Below are 21,246 nucleotides of genomic sequence, written 5' to 3' on the forward strand. Positions count from 1 at the left end.
ATTACCGATGGAGCCGCGTTACGCGTACCCCGAGCTCACCAACCTTGCCGCCAGCGTGCTGGAGCACGCCGGCCTGCCGGCCGAGCCGGCGGCGGCGGTGGCGCGCGGGCTCACCGAGGCCGACCTGCTCGGCCACACCACCCATGGCCTCGCTCTGCTTCCCGACTATGTCGAGGAACTCGACAATGGCACCATGGAGCGCGAAGGTCGGCCTGCCATCGTCAGCGACCATGCGGCGGTGGCGACTTGGGACGCACGGCGCCTGCCAGGGGTGTGGACCACGGCGCTCGCCGTCGAGGACGCGGCGAAGCGCGCCACCACCTTCGGCATCGGGGCGGTGGCGATCCGGCGCAGCCACCACATTGCCTGCCTCGCCACCTTCCTCGAAGCCCCGGCGCGGGCGGGCACCTTCGTCCTGGTATTCTCGTCCGACCCCAGCGACGCCCATGTCGCGCCTTTTGGCGGGCTGACCCCGGTGATGACGCCGAACCCGATCGCCGCCGGCATTCCGGCCGCGCCCGACCCGATCCTGATCGACGTATCCACCTCCATCACCACGGCGGCGATGTGCGGGCGCACCCGCGCCGCCGGCGGTCGGCTCCAGGGCGCCTGGGTAAAGGACCGCGACGGCAATGCCACCGACGATCCCATTGCCTTCAAGGAGGGCGGCTCGATCCTGCCTATCGGCGGGCTCGACCACGGCCACAAGGGCTATGGCCTCTCCCTGATGGTGGAGGCGTTGACGCAGGGCCTCGGCGGCTATGGAAGGGCGGATGCGCCGCGCGACTGGGGCGCCGGCGTGCTGGTGCTGGCGCTCTCTCCCGCCGCGTTCGGCGGCCTCGACGGCTTCACCCGCCAGACCGGCTGGCTGGCGGAGGCCTGCCGCGCTGCCCGCGTGCCGGAGGGCGCGCCACGGGTGCGGCTACCGGGCGAGGCTGCGCTCGGCCGCAAGCGGCGCGCGCTCGCGGAGGGTGTCGCGTTGCATGCCGGCATTGCCGACGATCTCGGCAAGCTCGCCGCCCGGTTCGGCTTGCCGGCTCCCGTTCCCCTCACCGTTCCCGCCTGATCGCACTAAAGGAGACCACCGCCCATGAGCGCCTATAAATCCGCCGAGCAGTATCGCGATGTCGCCGGCCGCCTGGCGATCCCGTCGAAGGCCTTTATCGACGGCGCGTGGCAGGCGGCCTCTTCGGGCAAGGTCTTCGAGAATATCGACCCGGCGACGGGCACGATCCTCGGCCTCGTCGCCTCGTGCGACGGCGCCGATGTGGATCGTGCGGTGAGCGCGGCACGACGCTCCTTCGAGGATGGCGGCTGGTCGCGCGCGGCGCCGGAAGAACGCAAGGCGGTGCTGCTGCGCCTCGCCGACCTGGTGCGCGCCAATGCCGAAGAGCTGGCGGTGCTGGAGAGCCTCGACAGCGGCAAGACCATCAAGGACTGCCTCAACGAAATCGGCAACGAGGTGCCGACCTTCTTCCAGTGGTACGGCGAGCTTGCCGACAAGACGTTCGGTAAGGTGGCGCCGACCGCCGAGAAGGTGGTCGCCATGATCGTCAAGGAGCCGATCGGCGTCGTCGGGCTGGTGCTGCCGTGGAACTTCCCGCTGCTGATGGCGGCCTGGAAGCTCGCCCCGGCGCTTGCCGCCGGCTGCTCGGCAGTGCTGAAGCCGGCCGAGCAGACACCGCTCTCCGCGCTGCGCCTTGCCGAACTCGCCATGGAAGCCGGCCTGCCGGCGGGCGTGCTGAATGTGGTGCCGGGCTTCGGCGAGACCGCCGGCCAGGCCATCGGCCGGCACAATGACATCGACGCGGTGTCCTTCACCGGCTCGACCGAGGTCGGCGCCTATTTCCTGAAATATGCCAGCGAGAGCAATCTCAAGCCGGTCGGGCTGGAGATGGGCGGCAAGAGCCCGCTGATCGTGCTCGACGATGCCGACATCGACGACGCGCTGGTCTCATCCGCCATCAGCGCCGCCTTCTGGAATGGCGGGCAGAATTGCTCGGCCAACATGCGCCAGATCGTCGACCGCAAGGTGAAGGACGTCTTCCTCGACCGCGTGCTGGAGAAGACCCGGGCGCTGCAGGTCGGCAACCCGCTCGATCCGGCGACCGACCTCGGCTCGATGGTCAGTGCCGAGCACAAGGAGCGCGTGCTCTCCTATATCGAGATCGGCAAAAGCGAGGGCGCGCAACTGCTGGCGGGCGGCGGCGCCAGCGAGGGGCTGGCCGGCTCCTTCGTCGATCCCACCGTGTTCGATGGCGTCGACCCGTCGATGCGGGTGGCGAAGGAGGAAATCTTCGGGCCGGTGCTTGGTGTCATCGGCGTCGATGGTGTCGACGAGGCCTTGAGGATCGCCCGCGATACCGATTACGGCCTGCACGCCACCATCTTCACCCGCGACATCGACAAGGCCTTCCACCTCGCCAAGCGCCTGCCGTGCGGCACGGTGGCGGTGAACGGCTTCACCGAGGGCAATGTGACGACGCCGTTCGGCGGCTACAAGCGCTCCGGCTCGCTGACCCGCGACAATGGCACCGAGGCGGTGGACCAGTATCTGCAGACCAAGACAATCTGGGTGTCGCTGAAGTAGAGCGCCCACAAGAGAACCGCGTCATCCCGAGGTGCCACGAAGCGTCCTCGAAGGATGCCCGCCCCCGATGGGGTCTTCTGCTTGCACATCCTTCGAGGCTCGCTATCGCTCGAACCTCAGAGCCTGACACGAAAACCGACGTATCCGTTGAGAGGAGTCCCTTTCCACCCTCATCCCCGGGCTTGATGTAAAGACCGGAGACATCCCTGACAGGTGTTCGGAGACATGCCTGACAGTCAGGGCGGGTCGTGTGGGGGCTTTTTGAGGTCGATGGTTGTGATTCTGGTGGCGCCGAAGCAGACGGCATAAAGGCCGTCGCGCTTGTGCGGGCGGATGGCGAGGAGTTCGCCGCGGAACGCCTTGGGCACCTTCCAGAGCCGGTTGTTGAAGCCGACATAGGCCTTGGTGGTGCCGACCCGGCGGACGATCTCGGCGCTGTCATAGTGCGGTGTGGGCAGGCGCTCCGGGAAGGGCCGCGGCGAGGGTCGGTAGCGGCTGGCCGGCACGGCGAGGCCGATCCCCTGGTGCGGGCGGACATGGTTGTAGTCCTCGCGCCAGGCTTCGAGCGCGGCCTGGGCCTGATCGAGGCCGCGCAGGATGGCGAGGTCGAACACCTCGTCGGCAAGGCTGCGGTGGAAGCGCTCGTTCTTGCCGCGGCCCTGCGGGTGGTGGGGACGGGCCGGAATGGTGCGGATGCCGAGCTTGAGCAGCCAGACCCGCAGCGGCGTCCACTGCCCCGGGCGGCCGCCGCCCCAGGGCGCGCCATTGTCGACATAGATGGCCTGCGGCAGGCCGTGGCGGCGCAGCGCCGGCTCCAGCCGGGCGCGCACCGTGGCGGTCTGTTCGTCGGCGCACGCCTCCAGCACCACGGCGTAGCGCGAATGATCGTCGATCACCGTCAGCGTATGGCACCACGTGCCGCAGGCGAGTTGCACCCGCCCCTTGAAATCCATCTGCCACAGCTCGTTCGGCGTCGCCCGCTCGAACCGGCCATAGGCCTGCGGCCGGCGCGCGGCCGGCGCGATCCGGTCATGGCGGGCCAGCACCGCATGCACCGTCGAGGGGGCCGCCGCGTCCTCCAGCAGCCGCGCCAGCTTGCGCGCGCCCCACGCCGGATGGGCATCGCGCAGCGCCAGGATCCGGGCCTCCAGATCCGCCGCGCTACGCCGCGGGCTCGCATGCGGGCGCCGCGAGCGCTCCGTCAGCGCCTCGCCGGCGCGGTAGCGGCGCAGCCACACATAGCCGGTCTGCCGGCTGATCCCGAAGCCCGCGCACAGCGCCGAGACGTTTGCCCCCTCAAGGCTCGCCAGCAAACAGAACTCCCGCCGCTGATCCGCCACAGATGCCTCCCGCCAGACCATCCCGACCTCCCAGGGCCAAAAGCCCCAAAAGTGTCAGGCATGTCTCCGAACACCTGTCAGCTATGTATCCAGAACAAACACTTGACCCGGGGATCCAGACTTCAACCGGGTGCATGCGGAGGGGCTGGATCCCCGGGTCAAGCCCGGGGATGAGGGCAAATTGGAGTTTTCGGTCAGCCTCTCAGGATGACGTGGTTGCTACGCCCGCTCCAGAGCGGGCTCGATCATCTCGACGACCACATCACGGCCGGACAGCATGTCCTCGATCGTGGTGTAGTCCTGCATGTAGTGGCCGCGATAGCCGCGGGCTTCCATCGTCGTGAAGAGGCCGACGAAATCGAGGTTCCCGGTGCCGGGATAGAGATGCTCCTCGATCACGCCGCGATTGTCGGCGAGCCGGATCTCGCCGATGCGGTCGGCGCCGATACCGGCCGCCTGCATCTGGTCGAGGAAACCCTGGATGCCGTAGTCCAGCATATGCGCGTGGTTTGAGGTGAAGGCCCAGCGCAGGATCGGCGAGGTGAGATTGGCGAAATAGAACTTCGCCTCCTCGACATCATGGACCAGGTACTTCACCTCGGCGTCCGCCGGCTCCGGGTTCATGTTCTCCAGGAGGATGGTGACGCCCTCATCCTCGGCAATCCGGCACATGCGATCGAGGCGCGCGACGGCAACCTCCATCCGCTCCTGCTTGTCGGCGGTGAAGTGGTAGCCGCCATGCATGATGACCCAGCCCGCCCCGATGGCGCGGGCCGAACGGAGGTAGGCGATGAGATACTCATCCATCGCCTCCGACAAAAAGCGGCTGTTCTCCGCGACATTCACCGCGGAGAGCGTATGCAGGCCGAGCGTGATGCCGTTGTCGCGCAGCCGCCGGCCCGCCTCGGCGAGGCGCGGATTGCCGGCATCGAACAGCTCCGGATCGGGATCGAGGCAGATATTCAGATAACGCACATTATTGCGGATGGCCCAGTCGAGCCCCGGCTCCAGCCCGATGCGCCGGTTGAGATCGACCCCGATGCGTTGCTTCATGTTCAAGGCCGTCCTCCTCATCCAGCGGTCGCCGGCGCGGTGCGCCGGGCGTAGAGCGCCGCCACCACCGGCACCAGCACGAACAGAACCGCACACAGCATCAGCGCCGCCGAGATCGGCCGCGTAATGAAGATGCCGGCCGTGCCGTGGGAGATGGTGAGCGACTGGCGCAGCGAACTCTCGAACATCGGGCCGAGCACGAGGCCAAGGATCATCGGCGGCGCCGGCCAGTCGAACCGCTTCATCGCCCAGCCAAGTGCGCCGAAGCCGACCAGCAGCCAGCAATCCTCGAGGCTGTTCGACTGCGAGAACACGCCGACCAGGCACACCGCCAGGATCGGCGGATAGAGCCACTTGTACGGCACCTTCAAGAGCTGCGCGAACAGGCCGGCCAGCGGCAGGTTCATGATCAGCAGCAAGAGGTTGCCGATATACATGCTGGCGATGACGCCCCAGACCAGCGTGGTGTTCTGGGTGAACAACTCCGGCCCGGGCCTGAGCCCGAACATCACCAGCGCGCCGAGGATGATCGCCGTGGTGCCGGAGCCCGGCACGCCCAGCGCCAGCATCGGCACCATGGCGCCGGCCGCGGCAGCGTTGTTCGAAGCCTCCGGCCCGGCGACGCCTTCGATGGCGCCGTGGCCGAACTCCTCGGGGTGCCTGGAGACCTTCTTCTCGGTGATATAGGCGACGAAGCTGGCAATGGTCGCCCCCGTTCCCGGCAGCACGCCGACGACGAAGCCGATGAGCGAGCCGCGCAGGATCGGCATGCGGCTGCGCCGCCAATCCTCCCGCGTCGGGATCACGTTCTTCACCTTGGCGACCGGGCGCGCGACCGCGGTGGTGCAGCCCGCCAGCACTTCGCCGATGCCGAACAGGGCGACGGTGAGCACGATGAACTCGATGCCGTCGAGCAGCCAGACCGCGCCGAAATCGAAGCGGCTGACCCCGGTCTGCGGATCGATGCCGATGGTCGCCAGCACCAGACCGGCAACGCCCGAGGCGAGCCCCTTCACCACCGAGCCGCCGCTCACAGCGGCGAGCGCGACGAGGCCGAGGACGACGAGGGAGAAATATTCCGGCGGCCCGAAGGAGAGCGCCGCGGTTGCCAGAGGCGGGGCGAGGAAGGTGAGGCCGAGCGTCGAGATGGTGCCGGCGATGAAGGAGCCGATGGCGGCGATGCCGAGCGCGGCGCCGGCGCGGCCCTTGATGGCCATCTGGTAGCCGTCAATGCTGGTCATCACGGTCGAGGATTCGCCCGGCACGCTGATCAGCACCGAGGTGATGGTGCCGCCATACTGCGCGCCGTAATAGATGCCGGCGAACATGATGAGCGAGGCCGTGGGATCGGCGCCGAAGGTCAGCGGCAGCAGCAGCGCGATGGCCGCCGCCGGGCCGATGCCCGGCAGCACGCCGACCAATTGGCCGAGGAACACGCCGAGGAAGCACATCAGCACGTTGTTGGGGGTCAGCGCAGTGGCGAAGCCGCCCATCAGGTTGATCAGCGAATCCATCTTACGTGCCCCACGGACCGAGCGGCAGCGGGACTTCGAGCAGATACTCGAAGATGAAGGCGAGCGCGGCGGTGGTGCCGGCCGAGACGATGGCGGACCGGATCAGCGGCAGCTTCTCCACATAGGCGTAGAGAAACAGCATCATGCCGAAGAGCGGAATGACGAAGCCGATGAAGCTGCAGGCGGCGACGGCGACGACGAGCGCCAGCAGGATCTCCATCGACTTGCGGATCGGCTCGCGCTCGGATGTGTCGGTCGGATGGCGGAACGCCGCGACGACGACGCAGGCCGAGAGGGCGAACAGCAAGATGCCGTAGATCAGCGGCAGGAAGCCGGAATCCGGCGCAAAGCCGGCCCAGAGGGGGAGGTCGAACGACCCCACCATCCAGACCAGGCCGAGCACCGCGAACATCAGGGCGAACAGCAATTCGCCGGAGAGCGCGGAGTGTTTCATGGCTTCAGGCCGGCTTGCCGAGCAGATCGCGATAGAGCCGTTCCTGATTGGCGAGGAACGTCTCGAAGTCCTTGCCGTAAAGCGGCGCTTCGGTGGCGACGTTGTCGGCGATGTATTTCTTCATCGTCGGCGATGCGTTCACCTTGCGCATGATATCCTGCCAATAGACCTGCGACGCCGCATCGACGCCCTTCGGCATGGCGAGCCCGCGCCACATCTGGAAGTTCGGCGCATTGATGCCGCTCTCCTTCATGGTGGGCACGTTCGGGAACGCCTTGAACCGGTCGTCGCGGAACACCGCGAGCGGACGGATCGGGCCGTTGGGGCCGATATGGCCCATGAATTCCAGCGGATTGCCGATCGAGCCGTCGACATGGCCGCCGAGCAGCGCGGTCAGCGATTCACCGCCGCTGTTGAAGTTGACGGCGTTGATTTCCTTGCCGATGGCCCGCGAGAAGATGGTGATGGCCATCACGTCGGTGGTGCCGCCGGTGGAGAAATTGAAGGTCTTGTCCGGCTTGGAGCGGACGTCGGCGACGAATTCCTGCACCGTCTTGTATTTGGAGTCGCTCTTCACGAAGAGCAGGAAGTCGTCGAGCATGACATTGGCGATGGGCTGCACTTCGCTGAGAGTGCGCGCCGCCGGAGTCAGTATCGGGGTGATCTGGGTGGTGCCGTTCACCAGGATGATGGTGTGAGGATCGGCGCGACGGCTCGCCGCCACATAGCCGATGCCGACGGCGCCGCCGCCGCCCGGGCGGTTGTTCAGCACCAGGGGCGTCGGGATCAGCTTCTCCTCGACGATGATCTTGCCGATGATGCGGGCCAGCAGGTCAGACCCGCCGCCGACGGCGAAGGGGATGACGAACTCTACGTCGCGTGTCGGCTTCCAGGCGCCTTGCGCGAATCCGAGGCCAGACGACAGGGCAAGTGACGCAGCTGATGCTCCAAGGAGCACCTCTCGACGAGATGGTGTCATTTGCGGTTCCTCCCAAGAACCAGTTCAGCGACGCTTTTGCGTCTTATCTGAATTATGAATTCAGTTTGGCAGGCTGCGCACGGAATGCAATAGACTTTTTAGAGTGTAGCGTACTCTTGGGAAGGCAGCTCGCTAGACAACGTTATCTTGAAGAGTGGTCACCCTCTGCTTCGACCTACCCGAGGCTCGCGGAGCTTGCCCTTGGGCCCGCCTGAGCAGGACCTGTAGGCTCACGCCTCGGAGCCCGACCCAAAACTGGGCCCCCTTAGCAGAACCACCTCATCCTGAGGTGCGCGGGCGCAGCCCGGGCCTCGAAGGATGCCCGCTAGCGATGGCCGTTCCCCTGCTTCAGCATCCTTCGAGGCTCGCTGCGCTCGCGCCATGAGGATGTCATTCTGAATCGGGCTCTCAGGAGAATGTCGAACGCTCAAAGTGGTGCGACGAGATAAGCCTCGTTGCCGACGCCGCCGACCAGCCCGACTGTCTCCAGCGACGCAGCGTCGAGGATCCACAGCCAGCTGCTGCCGGAACGCGACTTCGCCCCACCGGAGACCGCCACATAGGCGCCGACCACGCACACGCCGCGCGGGCAGGCAGGGGAACCGTCCGGTGCCACGAGGGTGATGCGCCGGACCTCGCGTGCCGCCGTGGTGTCGATCCGGGAGACTGTGCCGGTCCGGTACGACGCCGCGAACAGTTCGCCGCCTGGGGCGAAGGCGCAACTCATCGGCCGGGTCGGCTCGTCGTCGCGGTCGGTGCCGACCAGCACCTCGGCGGTGACCGCGGGCGCTGGATCGCTCGCCGCCCGGGCAATGTCGATCAGCGAGATGATGTTGCCCTCGATCCCGGTGCGCGCGCTTTCGCGATTGGCGACGGCGAGCAGCCGCTCGTCGACACTGACCGCGATGCCGAATGGACCATGGCGAACCGGGATGCGAGCGATCTCGCCGCCGCGATCGCCGGCCAGCACGGCCGACAGGCGCAGCACCGAGACATCATCGGTGCCGCCATTGCCGGTGAACACAAGGCCGCCATGCGCCGCGGTGACCGCGATGCCGGCTGGATCCGGGTAGCGGCCGAAATCCTCATGCGGCGAGGGATGGGCGCTCGGCACGCCCTCAGCGGCGAGCGGATAATTGTGCAGCACCGTCCCGTCGGCGGCGCGGATGACGGTGATGGCGCAGCCGCCGTCCTCGGTGCCGTTCCCCTCCCCAGCCGCGACCAGCAGATGCGCGCCATCCGGCGTCAGCACGCTGCCGACCGGCCCATAAGTGCCGGTGGCGATGATGCGCGAGACCGCGTTCAAGGTGCCGGTATTGCCGCGGTCCAGCGCGGCCTTGATGTCCAGCACTGTGACCGATCCGGCATGGCCGTGGGGCATGCGCGCGGTCTCGGCTGCGCTGGCGCTGCCGGCATGGTTGACGACGAACAAGCGTTCGAGTTCACGCGAGACCGCGACGCCGACCGGCAGGCCGCAGGCCGGCGCGGGCGCGCCGTCGGGACCGGCGACGTCCGGCGTGACGCGCAGGCGATTGATGACGGCGCGGTCGGTTCCCCAATGCGCCGGATCGAGCGCATCATCGAGGCTGACGACGCTCAGCCAGGGATCCCAGCGTCCACACACCAGGAGATGCCGATCGGCAGGTGCGCGGCGCTCCATCGCATCGCTATCCGGGATTGACCGGACGCGGCCGCCGGTGCTCGTCGATGGCGACGAAGGTGAAGGTCGCCTCGGTCACCTTCACCACGACATCGTCCTCGCGCTTGCGCCGCCAGGCTTCGATGCGGATGCGGATCGAGGTGCGGCCGACGCTGATGACGGTGCCGTAGAAGCTCACCTCGTCACCCACCAGCACAGGGCTGTGGAAGGTCATGGCCTCGACCGCGACCGTCGCGGCGCGCCCGCGCGCCGTTCTTGTGGCGACGCTGCCGGCGGCAAGGTCCATATGCACCATCAGCCAGCCGCCGAAGATGTCGCCGGCCGGATTGGTGTCGGCGGGCATCGCGATGGTGCGGATGACCGGAGGCTGATCGGGAGGATGCTCGCTCATCGTCACACTCTAATCCGGCAAATCGCCATCGCGGGAGTCGATTGCGCCAGTCCGTCTGGCGAGACGGAACAAGGTCGGGGTCACCAGCAGCACCAGCGTCGCCCGCAGGATCTGGCACGTCACGATGAAAGCGACATGGAAGCCGATGGCATAGGCCATCACCGTGATCTCGACGATCCCCCCGGGCGAGAAGGCGAGCATCAGCGCGGCGAGCGGGAAATCCGTGAACAGCGTGCACAGCCAGGCGACCGCGAGCGTGGCGATCAGCAGGATGATGATCCAGCCGAGCGCCTGCACCGCGGTGGTGCGGATCTCCCGCAAATTGGTGCCGGCGAAGCGCGAGCCGGAGATCGAGCCGATCATGACCTGCACGAAGGCGACCAGCCAATAAGGCGGCGACACGCTGGTCAGCCCGGCGACATGAACGGCGGCACTGAGCAGCATCGGCACCAGCATCACGCCGCCGAGCGCGGTGAAAGGCCGCCCGACAAAGAAGCCGATGGCGCCGCACGCAGTGAGGATCGCCCAGTCGAGCGCGGCGGCCTCGGAGACATGGCCGGCGGCGGCGGCAGCCGCGCCGTTCAGCGCGCCGGGCGGCAGCAGCACGAACTGCACGAAGAACGGCACGGTGAAGACCACGACAACGATGCGCACCGCGTGCACCAGCACCAGCAGCCGCACGCTGCCGCCCAGCGTGCTGCCGAGCAGCGTCAGCTCGCCGAGCCCGCCCGGTGCCGAGGCGAAGAAAGCGGTGACGTGGTCAAAGCGGCAGAGCCGCGTGAAATAGTACCAGCCGATAATGGTGACGATGACCGAATAGACCAGCAGCGCCAGCAGCACATCCCACCAGCCGAGGATCGACATCAGCACCGGCAAAGTGAAGGCGCTGCCGGCGAGCACGCCGACGAAGGGCCGCGCGAGGTTCCAGGCGAGCTTCGGCAGGAACCAGCGCCCGCCGGCGAGCGCCGCCGCTGCGGTGGCGAACAGCGAGCCGAGCGTCCAGGGCAGGGGCGTGTGCAGGAGAAAGAACAGATAGCCGCCGGCCGTGCCGATGACGAGGGCGATGAGCGTGTCGCGCATCGCGTCCATGAAATGCGTCTTGGCCATGAATCACCGGCAGGCCGCCGCGGAATTCTGGCGACCGTCCGCTCTGACAGCGGCAGGAATGGATGGGGCCGGAATCAGCGTCCGACCCCATCCGGGTCATACCGGCCGCAGGGTCAGCTCGCAACCCGGGTGATGGCGCGATCGAGCGGCGGCAGGCCGAGCATGGCGCGCGCTTCCGCCGGCGTCGCGAGCTCGCGGCCATAGGCCCGGGCGAGCTTGGCGAAATAGGCGACGATCTCGCCATTGGTGGGATAACCGAGCTCGGCATATTCGTAATCGCCGATGCCGATCGAGACGTGCCCGCCGAGTTCCATGGCCAGCGTCGCCGCCGGCAGCAGGTTGCACTCCTTGCCGTTCACCGTCCATTCGATCTTCTTGCTGGTGGGCAGGGCGCGGATATAGGCCAGCGCATCGTCCGTGGTGCAGCGATGGCCGCCGACGATGCCGCCGCCGGAGAAGCAGAGCTGGACGAAGCCGGGTTCGCGGAACACGCCCATGTCGAGCAGAGCGTCGACCTGGCGCAGGAACGGGATGCCCCAGCAGGACAGATGCGGCCGCACCCCATTCGCGTGCATGCGCTCGGCCAGGAACATCGTGGTCTTCACGGTATTGACGTAAGTGTGCTCGGTGGTCTCGAAGCGCTTGTTGGCGGCGTCATAGACGTCGAGATTGGTGCTGCCGACATCGATCGCCGCCATGTCGGCGCGGGCGTTGGGATCCTCGCCCATGCGCACGATATGGGCCGAGCGCGCCTCGTCGCCCTTGATGGTGTTCTGGCCGAGGGTGGAATCGATGATGAGGTCGGTGCGCTCGCGAATGCGGCGCGCGATGTCGAGATAGACCTCCGGCTCGTAGCTCGGCGCGCCGTCAGGCTGGCGCGCATGGAAATGGATGATGGCGGCGCCGGCCTTCTCGCACTCGACCGCGTCGCGTGCGATCTCCTCGGGCGTGAACGGGATGTGCGGATTGAGGTCGCGCATCTTGTACTCGTTCACGCGCGCGAGGATGATGAACTTCTTCTTCGACATGCCTGCTATCCTTTCAGTGGAGGCGTGGTTGCGGGATCCGCGGCGGGCCTGCGGCCGGTGCGGAGCTGCCGGTAGAGCGGCGCCAGGACGAAGATTGCGGCGAGCGCCAGGAGGCACGCGCTGATCGGGTTCTGCAGGAACACCAGGTGGTCGCCATTGGAGATGAGCAGCGATCGGCGGTAATTCGCCTCGATCATGTAGCCGAGCACGACGGCGAGGACGAAGGGCAGGAAGGGAAAGTCGAGCGCCCTGAGCAGATAGCCGACGACGCCGATGGCCAGCACGAGATAGAGGTCGAATTCGCTGCCATCGACCGAATAGATGCCGGAGAAGATCAGGGCGAAAATGCCGGCGCGCAGGAAAGCGCGTGGCCGGTTCACCAGCCAGATGATCGGGCTCAATATGATGAGGCCGAACACGAACATGCCGATATTGGCGACGAACAGCCCGCCGAACAGCCGGTAGACGACATCCGGATGGCTGCTGAACAGCATCGGCCCGGGATGCAGGCCATGGATCAGCAGCGCCGCCAGCAGGATCGCCGCGGTGCTGGTGCCGGGAATGCCGAAGCTCAGCGTCGGGATCAGTGCGGTGAGCGCGACCACATTGTTCGCGGTCTCCGGCGCGATCACGCCTTCCTCGGAGCCCTTGCCGAACTTCTCCGGCTCCTTCGACCAGCGCTTGGCCTCGTTGTAGGACATGAAGGCGGCAATCGAGCCGCCGCCGCCCGGCGTCAGCCCCTCGATGAGGCCGAGCACCACGGCGATGAACTGCGGCACCCGCAATTGCCAGAGCTTCCTCAGGCTCGGCAACTTCAGCCGCGTGGAGCGCTCGGTGACCTGTTCCGGCCAATCGCGTTCGCGGGCCTGGATCATCAGTTCGCTGATGGCGAACATGCCCATCATCACCACGATGACCGGGATGCCGCCGAGCAGTTCGGCGTAGCCAAAGGTGTAGCGGGTGACGCCGGATACCGGGTCGGTGCCCACCGTCGCCAGCATCAGGCCGAGCACGCCGGCGATCAGGCCTTTCACCACTTGGCCGGAGGACAGCGAGGCGATGACGCTGATGCCGAGTATGCCGAGCGCGAAATAGGCCGGCGGCGTGAAGAACAGCGCCACCTTGGAAAGTTGCTGCGCCGAGAGCGTCAGCAGCAGCAGGCCGATCAGGCCGCCGATGGTGCCACCCACCAGCGACAGGCCGAGCGCTTCCCCGCCCCGCCCCTGCCGGTGCATGGCATAGCCGTCAATCACCGCGGCAGCCGACGATCCGGACGCCGGCGTCCGGATCAGGATGGCCGGAATCGAGCCGCCATATTCGGAGCCGATATAGATGGCGCCGAGCAGCACCAGGGCGGCGGACGGGTCCATGCCATAGGTGAAGGGCAGCACCAGCGACATGGCGATCGCGGTGGAGATGCCGGGCAGCGCGCCGCCGCACATGCCCCAGAGCACGCCGGCGATCGCCGCCATCAGGACGGTCGGGGACGTCATCCCCTGCCAGACATAATAGAGTTCGTTCACAGCGTGATCCTTTCCGGCGCCGTCAGTGCCAGCCGATGAAATCGGGCAGCACGCCCGCCGGCATGCGCACGCCGAGAACCGTGACGAAGAGCAGGTAGAAGATGCCGGCCGCGATCACCGCGAAGGCGATGACGCCGAGCGTCGGGCGCCGCCCGTAGAACATCGCCACCGCGAGCAGCAGCAGTCCGACAGAGATCGCATAGCCGGCATAGGGAAGGATCACAACATAGAGGATGGCGATGGCGAGCAGCCCGGCGGCGAGGAAGTGCCCCCGCCGCGTGAATTCGCCATCCTCGTCTTCCGGAAACGCCTCGGGTGCGGCCGTCGACGGCCGCACCACGAGGGACTGGTAGATGAGGATGAGCGACAGGCCGGCCAGCACCACGGCGAGGAGCTTGGGCAGGCCGTCGGCGCCGACGCTGCCGCTCATGGCGCTCTTGGGGATGGCGTCGGAGCCGATCCAGTAGAGACCCGACAGGATCAGCAGGAAGACGCCTGCAATGGCGGAGGTCGGCATGGCGCTATCCTCCGCTCAATCCTTGATGATGTTGTTGGCGAGGAAAAACGCCTTCTGGTTCGCGCCGAACTCGTTGATGAAGGCAGTAAATTCCTGATGCGGCTGGAAGGCCGGGGTCAGCGAGCCGGCGGTGTACCAGGCCTTGAACGCGGGATCCTCCAGCATCTTCGGCACCGCCTTCTCCCAGGCGGCGATGACTTCCGGGGTCACCTTTTTCGGCCCGATGATGCCGCGGAACTTGCGCACCACCATGTCGATGCCCTGCTCGCGCGCGGTCGGCAGATCGGGGAAGCCGGCGATGCGCCGCTCGGAATAGGTCACGATCGGGCGGATGGCACCGGCATCGAGCTGACCTTTGAGCTCGGCGGCCTCGCCGATGCCGAGGTCGCCGGTGCCGTTGAGCACGCTCATCAGCGCGTCGCCGCCGCCATCGTGGCTGATGACGGTGAGCTTGATGCCGGCCTTGTTCTGCAGTTCCACCATGGTCTGGGTCTCGAGGCCGCCCGGCTCGCCGACCGCCACCTTCACGCCCATCGGGGATTTCTTGGCTTCGTTGACCACGTCGGTCAGCGACTTGAAGCGGCTGTCCGACTTCACGAACACGATGACGGAATCGAGGAACAGCCGAACGATCGGCTGCAGGTCGCCATAGACCACAGGCGGCTTGCTGATGATCGAGGTGTTGATGTAGGTCGGCGACACGCCCATCAGGACGCTGCCGTCGCCGGGCGCCTTGTTGGTGAAGGCCATGGCCTTGGCGCCGGAGCCGCCGGTGACGTTCTCCACCGCGAAATTGCCGTCGAGATATTTGTTGGCGGTATTGGCGACTTCGCGCAGGAACAGGTCGCCGCCCGAGCCGGGGCTCGACTGCATGACCATGGTCACGGTCTTCACCGGATAGGGAATTCGGTCTTGAGCGTGGGTCGGCAAGGTCAGCGCCAGCATCGCGAAGGACGATAGCGCCGCCAGCCCGGTGGATACGTGCTTCATGTCTTCCTCCCATAGATGTTGTTGGTCTTCATATCGCCCCGACTATTACCGTGAGCGATGTCCGTTACGGACCTTGCACGGGATGGATGCTCACCCGCGGTTCAGTCTCTCCTTCTGCATGAGGTCCTGGAGCGCCTCGCGCGGCACGCGGATATCGACGCCGGCGCGGCGCTCCTGCAGCAGCATCGGGGAACGGGAATCCCGCGCCCCCCAGCCCTCGTTGAGCGCCTCGGTCATGTCGGCAAAGGCCAGATTGGCGAGGCGCATCGGCACGCCGTGGATGCGTCCGAGTTCGGTTGCGAGCGCGATGTCCTTGTGCGCCAAGGCGAGCGCGAAGGACGGCACGTCGAACTCGGCCGGCAGGAAATGGTCAGCGAGGCGGTCGATCGTGCTTTGCCGCCCGAGCGAGCCCTGGCGGACTGCGGCGAACAGGGCCAGCGGATCGAGGCCGGCCTTCACGCCCAAGGTGAAGACCTCGGCGAGGACGAGATTGATGGTGTAGTTCGCGCAATTATGGACCAGCTTGGCGATGGTGGCGCTGCCGATCTCGCCGAGATAGCGCACCTGGTCGCCCATCTGTTCGAGCACCGGGCGAAATGTTTCGAACGCTTCAGCGCTGCCGCTGGTCCAGATGGCGAGCTTCTTCGAAGCGGCGCCTTTCGGACCGCCGCTCACCGGAGCGTCGAGCATGGCGACCTCGATGCCGGCGAGGCGGGCATGAAGCTGCCGGACCACGGCAGGCGAATTGGTGGAAAGGTCGATGAAGGCGGCGCCGGGCCGGAAGCCGGCGGCGAGACCGTTCTCGCCCTCGACCACACCCTCGACGTCGGCAGGGCCGGGTAGCGAGGCGAAGACGACATCAGTCGCGCCGGCGAGTTGCTTCGGCGTCTCCGCCCAGATGCCGCCCCTGGCAAGTGCGGCGTCCGCCGAGCTACGGCGGCGCGCGTGCACATGGACGGTGTGGCCAGCGTCCAGAAGATTCAGGGCCATGGGGCCGCCCATGGCGCCGAGCCCGACGAAACCGATCCTCATTCCCCGCTCCGAGCGCGGAGGGCCGCGCGGCATGCCGCGCGCTCTCCGGAGGTTCCGGCTCTTGCGGCCGGTCGATGACGTTTCCTGTGTCCGAGGATGCGACGCCTCCGTTTTCATTGTCAACAACGAATCCACGAATGAGAGCGAGAAAGATCGGAGTTTTGTTGTATTCATTTGATAACGGTCGAAAATTACCCGACTTTCAGCGCCCGCAATCATTCCGTTGAATTGTCGTTGTTGACAATGAATGGCGAGCGATGAATGTATGGGCCGCCGAAGCTGCGACCCGCGACGGCGCCGCGGAACATCGGCAATCGCCGGCCGCCACGCTCGGCCGCGCGGCCCACGCGCCTGTGAAATGATCGCTTTGGGAGGGTTCAGGGATGAATTTGCGGGACAGGATCGGCGTTGACCTCGGCCAGCGCAACAAGATCGAGGATGGCCTCAAGGCCGCGGTCGAGCACGGCATTCGCTATCTCGACCTGAAGATCGACGTCGCGCCCAACGCCATCGAGACGCTGACGCCGGAGCGCGTGCGCGGCATCCGCGACGTATGCGACATCAATGGCATCCATGTCGGCATCCACACCATGTCCGCCGTCAATGTCGCCGAGATCGCGCCTCATGTGCGCGACGGCGTCGAGCGCTATCTGCGCGGCCATATGGATGCCTGCAAGCTGCTCGGCGGCGAGTGGATGGTGATCCACGCCGGCTACCACTTCACCTCCGATGTCAAATTGCGCATGGAAGCGGGCCTGGAGCGCATCAAGCGCCTGGTCGGCTATGCCGAGGAGATCGGGCTGACGCTGCTACTGGAGAACATGAACTGGGAGCCGGACGACGCCGAGGTGCATTACCTGGCGCACAATGTCGAAGAGACGCTGTATTATTTCGATCGGCTGGATTCGCCGCGGCTGCGCTGGGCCTTCACCGCCAACCATGCCCATATCGTCGAGGACGGCGTCGATGCCTTCCTTGCCGCGTTCGATATTCGCCGCTGCGACGAGGTGCGGCTCGCCGATTGCTGGCGCAACGGCAAGGAGGAGCACCTCTCGCCGGGCCAGGGCGATTTCGACTTTCCCGGCCTGTTCCGCAAGCTCGACACTCTCGGCTTCGAAGGCCATTACATGAACGCCTTCGGCACGTTGCAGGACATGGTCGACGGGCGTGAGAAACTGGCCCGCATGGGCGAATATGTGAGCTGAGCCGGCGGCTGCCGGTGCAATGACCCATTGCGACGGCAGCTCGTATTTTGCTTCGGCCGGTCCGATATCCTAGAATCCGGAGAGGTGATTGGAGACCAGGGAGAGAATGCCGGGCGAGGAGACCTTCACGCGCGGTGACCGGATTTTCCGCGATCTCGAATTCGAGATCGTCAGCGGCCGGTTGCCGATGGGCACCAAGCTTGGTGAAGAGGTGCTCGCCGCCCGCTTCGGCGTCAGTCGCGGCCCGTTGCGCGAGGCCCTGCGCCGGCTGGAAGGTGGTGGACTGGTGGTCCGGCTGCCGCATCTGGGCGTGCGCGTCACCACGCTCTCGCCCTCGGACCTCGCCGAGATCTACGAGATCCGCGAAGTGCTGGAAGGGCTGGCTGCCCGCCTCGCCGCCGAGCGCATGAGCACGGAGGAGCGGGAGAACCTCAAGAAGCTGCTGCAACAGCATCTGGATCTCGCCACCCATGAGGGACGCATCTATCCGCAGGCGTTCGGCGACGAAGATATCCATTACCGCATCGCCAGCGGTGCCGGCTCCTATCTGCTCAAGCGGCTATTGTGCGGCGACCTCTATTCGCTGATCCGGCTGTGCCGCTACCGCACCACCGGTCCCGACCAGGTGCCGGCCTTCCGCGACCATGTTCGCATCGTCGACGCCATCTATGACCGCGACGGCGAGATGGCGGAGATACTGATGCGGCGCCACATCGTCGCGGCGCGCGATCGGCTGCTGTCGTCCGACATCAAATGGGACCAGCCGCCCGAGCATACCGAACTGCCGATGCTGCGCGACCTGAAGGAAATCACCGAGCGCCTGCGCAAGAGCACGACGGCCTAGAGCCCTTTCCGTTCGGATGGAAACATCCGAACGACAAGAAAGTTCTCTAGATTCAACAAGCTGGAGCAATTCCTCTTCGATCAGATGATTCCATCTGATCGGGAAATGCTCTAGCGTCGACCGTCCTTACCGGAACAGCCGGTGCTCGACGATCAGGTCGCGGGTCAGGTCCACCACCGCCTGCAGATTGGGGCCGAAATCGGCGATCTGATAGCAGAGCGAGACGCGGTGCGCCGGGATCGGTGTGGTGACCGGCACCCGCACCGCATCACCACGCTCCAGCTCCGCGGCGAGGATGCGCACCGGCAGCATGCCGACGGCAAGGCCGCTCAGCACCATCCGGATGGTGACGGAGAGGCTGTTGCATATGCTGACGCGCTCCGGCGTCACGCCGGCGTTCGCGAACCATGAGGTCATGGTGGCGTAGAGCCGCGCCGATTGCGGGCTGCAGATGAGATGGTGGCCGGCAATCTGCGCCGGCGCCAGCGGCCCGGAACCCGTGTCGAAGCCGCGGCCGGCGATCCATGCCAGCTCATGCTGCCCAACCGGTATCTGCCTGATATGGGCGCCGACATTCGGCTGCGACACCACGGCGAGGTCGAGCTGGTGGTTGTTGAGCAGGCCGCTGACCACGCCGGTGTCGCCGACCATCACCGAGATCTTCGGTTTCGAATAGCGCTGTTCCAGCCGGCGCATCAGGTCGGGCAGGCAGATCAGGGCGAAGCTCTCATTGACACCAAGCCGCAGCAGGCCGAGCAGCGGATCGCGGCTCCTGAAGCGGGTCACCACATCGTCCGCGGCGCCCAACACGCGCTCGGCATATTCGATGAGGGCGTGGCCCTCCGCTGTCATGGCGACGCGCGGCCCGTTGCGGGTGAAGAGCGCGACGCCGAGCGTCGCCTCGAGCTCGCGTATGCGCTGGGAGATGCTGGGCTGGGTGATGCCGATATGCTTGGCGGCGGCGTGGAAGCTGCCCAGCCGGGCGATGCGCTCGAAAGCCTTCAACTGCGCCAATGTGACGGTCATGAGAGTTTTTACCTATCATAATGGTCAAAAACAATCGATTTTTGCCACAGGTAGGAGGCTGCTAGGCTGCTTTCAGCAAACCGTCGGAACCAACAACACGGCGGATGCGGGAGGACTTCGCAAGGTCGGCGACAAAGGCGTGCACGTACGGGCACGATGCCGATGCCACCTCCCCCATCCACCTCATCCGACGGCTGCAGGGCGACGCCAAGCGCTTCTGGAGCCGAACCATGCCGATACTCTCCGTCGAACGCGGCGAGATCTATTATGAAGTGAGCGGGAAGGGCTTCCCGGTCCTGCTGTTTGCGCCGGGTTTCCTCGGCTCGCGCATCGAGCATTGGCGCAAACCGCGCGCCGGGCACTGCGCCGTGCCGGAATGGCGTAATCCGATTCCTGCGCTGGCCCGCGACTTCAAGGTCATCACCCTCGACGTCCGCAATGCCGGACGCTCCTGGGCCGAGATCGGGCCGGACTATGACTGGCCCTGCTACACTGCCGACCATCTGGCTTTGCTGGACGAGCTCGGCATCGACAAGTGCCATGTCCTGGGCACCTGCATCGGCGTTTCCTTTGCGCTTGCTCTCGCGCACGCCGCGCCGGGGCGGATCGCCTCGCTGGTGCTGCAGAATCCCATCGGCCTTTCCGGAGAGAACCGCACCGTGCTCGACGAGCAGATCGCACAATGGTCCGGCGGCCTTGCCGCGCGGCCGGATGTTTCACCCTCGGCCTTGCGGGCGGTGGGGCCGCGCATGTTCGGCCGCGACTTCGTCTTCAGCATCACCCGCAACGCGGCGGGGCGCGTCAGTGCGCCGACCTTGCTGATGCCGGGCAATGACCGCATGCACCCGCCGCTGGTCTCGGCCAGTCTCGCGCGGCTGATGAAGGCCGAGGTCGTCAATCCCTGGAAGGGCAAGGCGCATTGCGACGCCGCGCTGGAGCGCGCCCGCGACTTCCTGATCGAGCATACGCCGGGACAGCTCGCCGCCGGCAGGTTCGTCTCGTGACCCGGGTCGCCGTTCTCGACGACTGGCAGGGCATTGCCGCCGACTGCGCCGACTGGTCGGCGCTCAAGGCCCAGGCCGAAGTGGTGTTCTTCCAGGACACGCTGTTCGACGAGGACGCGCTGGTGGCGCGCCTCGCCGACTTCGACATCCTGCTCACCTTGCGCGAGCGCACCCGCTTTCCGGCAAGCGTGATCGCGCGGCTGCCGAAGCTGCGGCTGTTCAACATCACCGGCATGCGCAACCCATCCGTCGACATCGGTGCCTTGATGGCGCGCGGCGTGACGGTGTGCCGGACCGAGGCTGGCGAAGGCGGCGAAGCCACCGCAGAACTCGCTCTGTGCCTGATGCTGTGCGCCGCCCGGCAGGTTCCCGCCGGCGACGCCGCGCTACGCGCTGGGCGCTTCCAGAGCGGCATTCCCGCCGGCTTCGCGCTGAAGGGCCGCACGCTCGGCCTGGTCGGGCTCGGCAAGCTCGGCACCATGGTCGCCGGCTATGCCAAGGCGCTCGGCATGAAGGTGGTGGCGTGGAGCCCGAACCTCACGCCGGAGCGGGCGAGTGCGGCCGGTGTCGAATTCGCCGACAAGGCCGACCTATTGCGCCAGGCCGATGTCGTCAGCATGCATCTGGTGCTGGCGCCGGCGACCCGCGGCATCCTCGGTGCGGAAGACCTCGCGCTGATGAAGCCGGGCGCCATCCTGGTCAACACCTCGCGCTGGCCGCTGATCGAGGAAGCCCCGCTCCTCGACGCGCTGAAGCGCGGTGCGATCATCGGTGCCTTCGACGTCTATGGCCAGGAACCGCTCCCGCTCGGCCATCCCTTGATGGACGCGCCGAACGCGGTGCTCTCCCCGCATCTCGGCTTCGGCGTACGCCATACGTTCGAGGTGTTCTACCGCCAGTCGGTCGAGAATACCCTCGCCTTCCTCGCCGGCGCGCCGATCCGGCTGATGCCGCCTCCCGCCTGATCCCATACCCAACAGGGCCGACCC

19 protein-coding genes and 1 pseudogene are annotated in these 21,246 nt (G+C 66.5%); 6 read left to right on the forward strand and 14 right to left on the reverse strand.

The window, feature by feature from the left end:
• The first annotated feature begins 7 nt into the window (after nt 1-7).
• A complete protein-coding gene (locus G3545_RS16060; RefSeq protein ID WP_170014294.1) occupies nt 8-1,066 on the forward strand; it encodes an Ldh family oxidoreductase in 1,059 nt (352 codons plus the stop codon).
• A gap of 24 nt (nt 1,067-1,090) precedes the next feature.
• Entirely contained in the window at nt 1,091-2,590 is a 1,500-nt protein-coding gene (locus G3545_RS16065; protein WP_170014295.1) for an aldehyde dehydrogenase, read from the forward strand.
• Nucleotides 2,591-2,853: 263 nt separating this feature from the next.
• Here the strand turns inward: G3545_RS16065 and G3545_RS16070 are convergent.
• The 13 genes and pseudogenes from G3545_RS16070 to G3545_RS16130 form a co-directional block, all read right to left on the reverse strand.
• Nucleotides 2,854-3,951: pseudogene (locus tag G3545_RS16070) on the reverse strand (IS481 family transposase); the annotation flags it as partial.
• Nucleotides 3,952-4,149: 198 nt separating this feature from the next.
• Nucleotides 4,150-4,983, reverse strand: a complete 834-nt coding sequence (locus G3545_RS16075) for a sugar phosphate isomerase/epimerase family protein (RefSeq protein WP_170018114.1) — start codon at nt 4,981-4,983, stop codon at nt 4,150-4,152.
• A 17-nt stretch (nt 4,984-5,000) separates the two neighbouring features.
• Nucleotides 5,001-6,497 carry a tripartite tricarboxylate transporter permease gene (locus G3545_RS16080; protein ID WP_170014296.1) on the reverse strand — a complete coding sequence of 499 codons (1,497 nt, stop codon included), beginning with the start codon at nt 6,495-6,497 and terminating at the stop codon, nt 5,001-5,003.
• A 1-nt stretch (nt 6,498) separates the two neighbouring features.
• Nucleotides 6,499-6,951, reverse strand: coding sequence for a tripartite tricarboxylate transporter TctB family protein (locus G3545_RS16085; RefSeq protein ID WP_170014297.1), 453 nt, complete (start codon nt 6,949-6,951; stop codon nt 6,499-6,501).
• Between the two features lie 4 nt (nt 6,952-6,955).
• Nucleotides 6,956-7,930: a tripartite tricarboxylate transporter substrate binding protein gene (locus G3545_RS16090; RefSeq protein WP_170014298.1), complete on the reverse strand. Its 975-nt coding sequence runs from the start codon at nt 7,928-7,930 to the stop codon at nt 6,956-6,958.
• A gap of 427 nt (nt 7,931-8,357) precedes the next feature.
• On the reverse strand, nt 8,358-9,590 hold the full coding sequence (locus G3545_RS16095) for a YncE family protein (protein ID WP_170014299.1): 1,233 nt from the start codon (nt 9,588-9,590) through the stop codon (nt 8,358-8,360).
• Nucleotides 9,591-9,597: 7 nt separating this feature from the next.
• Entirely contained in the window at nt 9,598-9,981 is a 384-nt protein-coding gene (locus tag G3545_RS16100) for an acyl-CoA thioesterase (RefSeq protein ID WP_170014300.1), read from the reverse strand.
• A 9-nt stretch (nt 9,982-9,990) separates the two neighbouring features.
• Nucleotides 9,991-11,088, reverse strand: a complete 1,098-nt coding sequence (locus tag G3545_RS16105) for an AbrB family transcriptional regulator (RefSeq protein WP_170014301.1) — start codon at nt 11,086-11,088, stop codon at nt 9,991-9,993.
• Nucleotides 11,089-11,201: 113 nt separating this feature from the next.
• On the reverse strand, nt 11,202-12,116 hold the full coding sequence (locus G3545_RS16110) for a 3-keto-5-aminohexanoate cleavage protein (RefSeq protein WP_170014302.1): 915 nt from the start codon (nt 12,114-12,116) through the stop codon (nt 11,202-11,204).
• Nucleotides 12,117-12,121: 5 nt separating this feature from the next.
• Nucleotides 12,122-13,639: a tripartite tricarboxylate transporter permease gene (locus G3545_RS16115; protein WP_246702433.1), complete on the reverse strand. Its 1,518-nt coding sequence runs from the start codon at nt 13,637-13,639 to the stop codon at nt 12,122-12,124.
• A gap of 22 nt (nt 13,640-13,661) precedes the next feature.
• Nucleotides 13,662-14,156, reverse strand: coding sequence for a tripartite tricarboxylate transporter TctB family protein (locus G3545_RS16120; protein WP_170014303.1), 495 nt, complete (start codon nt 14,154-14,156; stop codon nt 13,662-13,664).
• 15 nt (nt 14,157-14,171) lie between these two features.
• A complete protein-coding gene (locus G3545_RS16125; protein WP_170014304.1) occupies nt 14,172-15,146 on the reverse strand; it encodes a tripartite tricarboxylate transporter substrate binding protein in 975 nt (324 codons plus the stop codon).
• A gap of 90 nt (nt 15,147-15,236) precedes the next feature.
• On the reverse strand, nt 15,237-16,178 hold the full coding sequence (locus G3545_RS16130) for an NAD(P)-dependent oxidoreductase (protein ID WP_170014305.1): 942 nt from the start codon (nt 16,176-16,178) through the stop codon (nt 15,237-15,239).
• A 383-nt stretch (nt 16,179-16,561) separates the two neighbouring features.
• On the opposite strand from G3545_RS16130, the gene G3545_RS16135 reads away from it, so the two are divergent.
• The gene (locus G3545_RS16135; protein ID WP_170014306.1) at nt 16,562-17,383 is read left to right on the forward strand and encodes a sugar phosphate isomerase/epimerase family protein; all 822 of its coding nucleotides are present in this window, start codon (nt 16,562-16,564) and stop codon (nt 17,381-17,383) included.
• A gap of 88 nt (nt 17,384-17,471) precedes the next feature.
• The gene (locus tag G3545_RS16140; protein ID WP_206151266.1) at nt 17,472-18,227 is read left to right on the forward strand and encodes a GntR family transcriptional regulator; all 756 of its coding nucleotides are present in this window, start codon (nt 17,472-17,474) and stop codon (nt 18,225-18,227) included.
• 126 nt (nt 18,228-18,353) lie between these two features.
• On the opposite strand, the gene G3545_RS16145 is transcribed toward G3545_RS16140, so the two are convergent.
• Nucleotides 18,354-19,253, reverse strand: a complete 900-nt coding sequence (locus G3545_RS16145; protein ID WP_170014307.1) for a LysR family transcriptional regulator — start codon at nt 19,251-19,253, stop codon at nt 18,354-18,356.
• Between the two features lie 230 nt (nt 19,254-19,483).
• Between G3545_RS16145 and G3545_RS16150 the strand changes: the two genes are divergently transcribed.
• Together G3545_RS16150 and G3545_RS16155 are read left to right on the forward strand one after the other, a co-directional pair.
• Nucleotides 19,484-20,257, forward strand: coding sequence for an alpha/beta hydrolase (locus tag G3545_RS16150; RefSeq protein ID WP_170014308.1), 774 nt, complete (start codon nt 19,484-19,486; stop codon nt 20,255-20,257).
• On the forward strand, nt 20,254-21,222 hold the full coding sequence (locus tag G3545_RS16155) for a D-2-hydroxyacid dehydrogenase family protein (RefSeq protein ID WP_170014309.1): 969 nt from the start codon (nt 20,254-20,256) through the stop codon (nt 21,220-21,222). The genes G3545_RS16150 and G3545_RS16155 overlap by 4 nt, the downstream gene beginning before the upstream one ends.
• Nucleotides 21,223-21,246: the final 24 nt, after the last annotated feature.

This window comes from Starkeya sp. ORNL1 (assembly GCF_012971745.1).
In the GTDB taxonomy this organism is placed as follows: domain Bacteria; phylum Pseudomonadota; class Alphaproteobacteria; order Rhizobiales; family Xanthobacteraceae; genus Ancylobacter.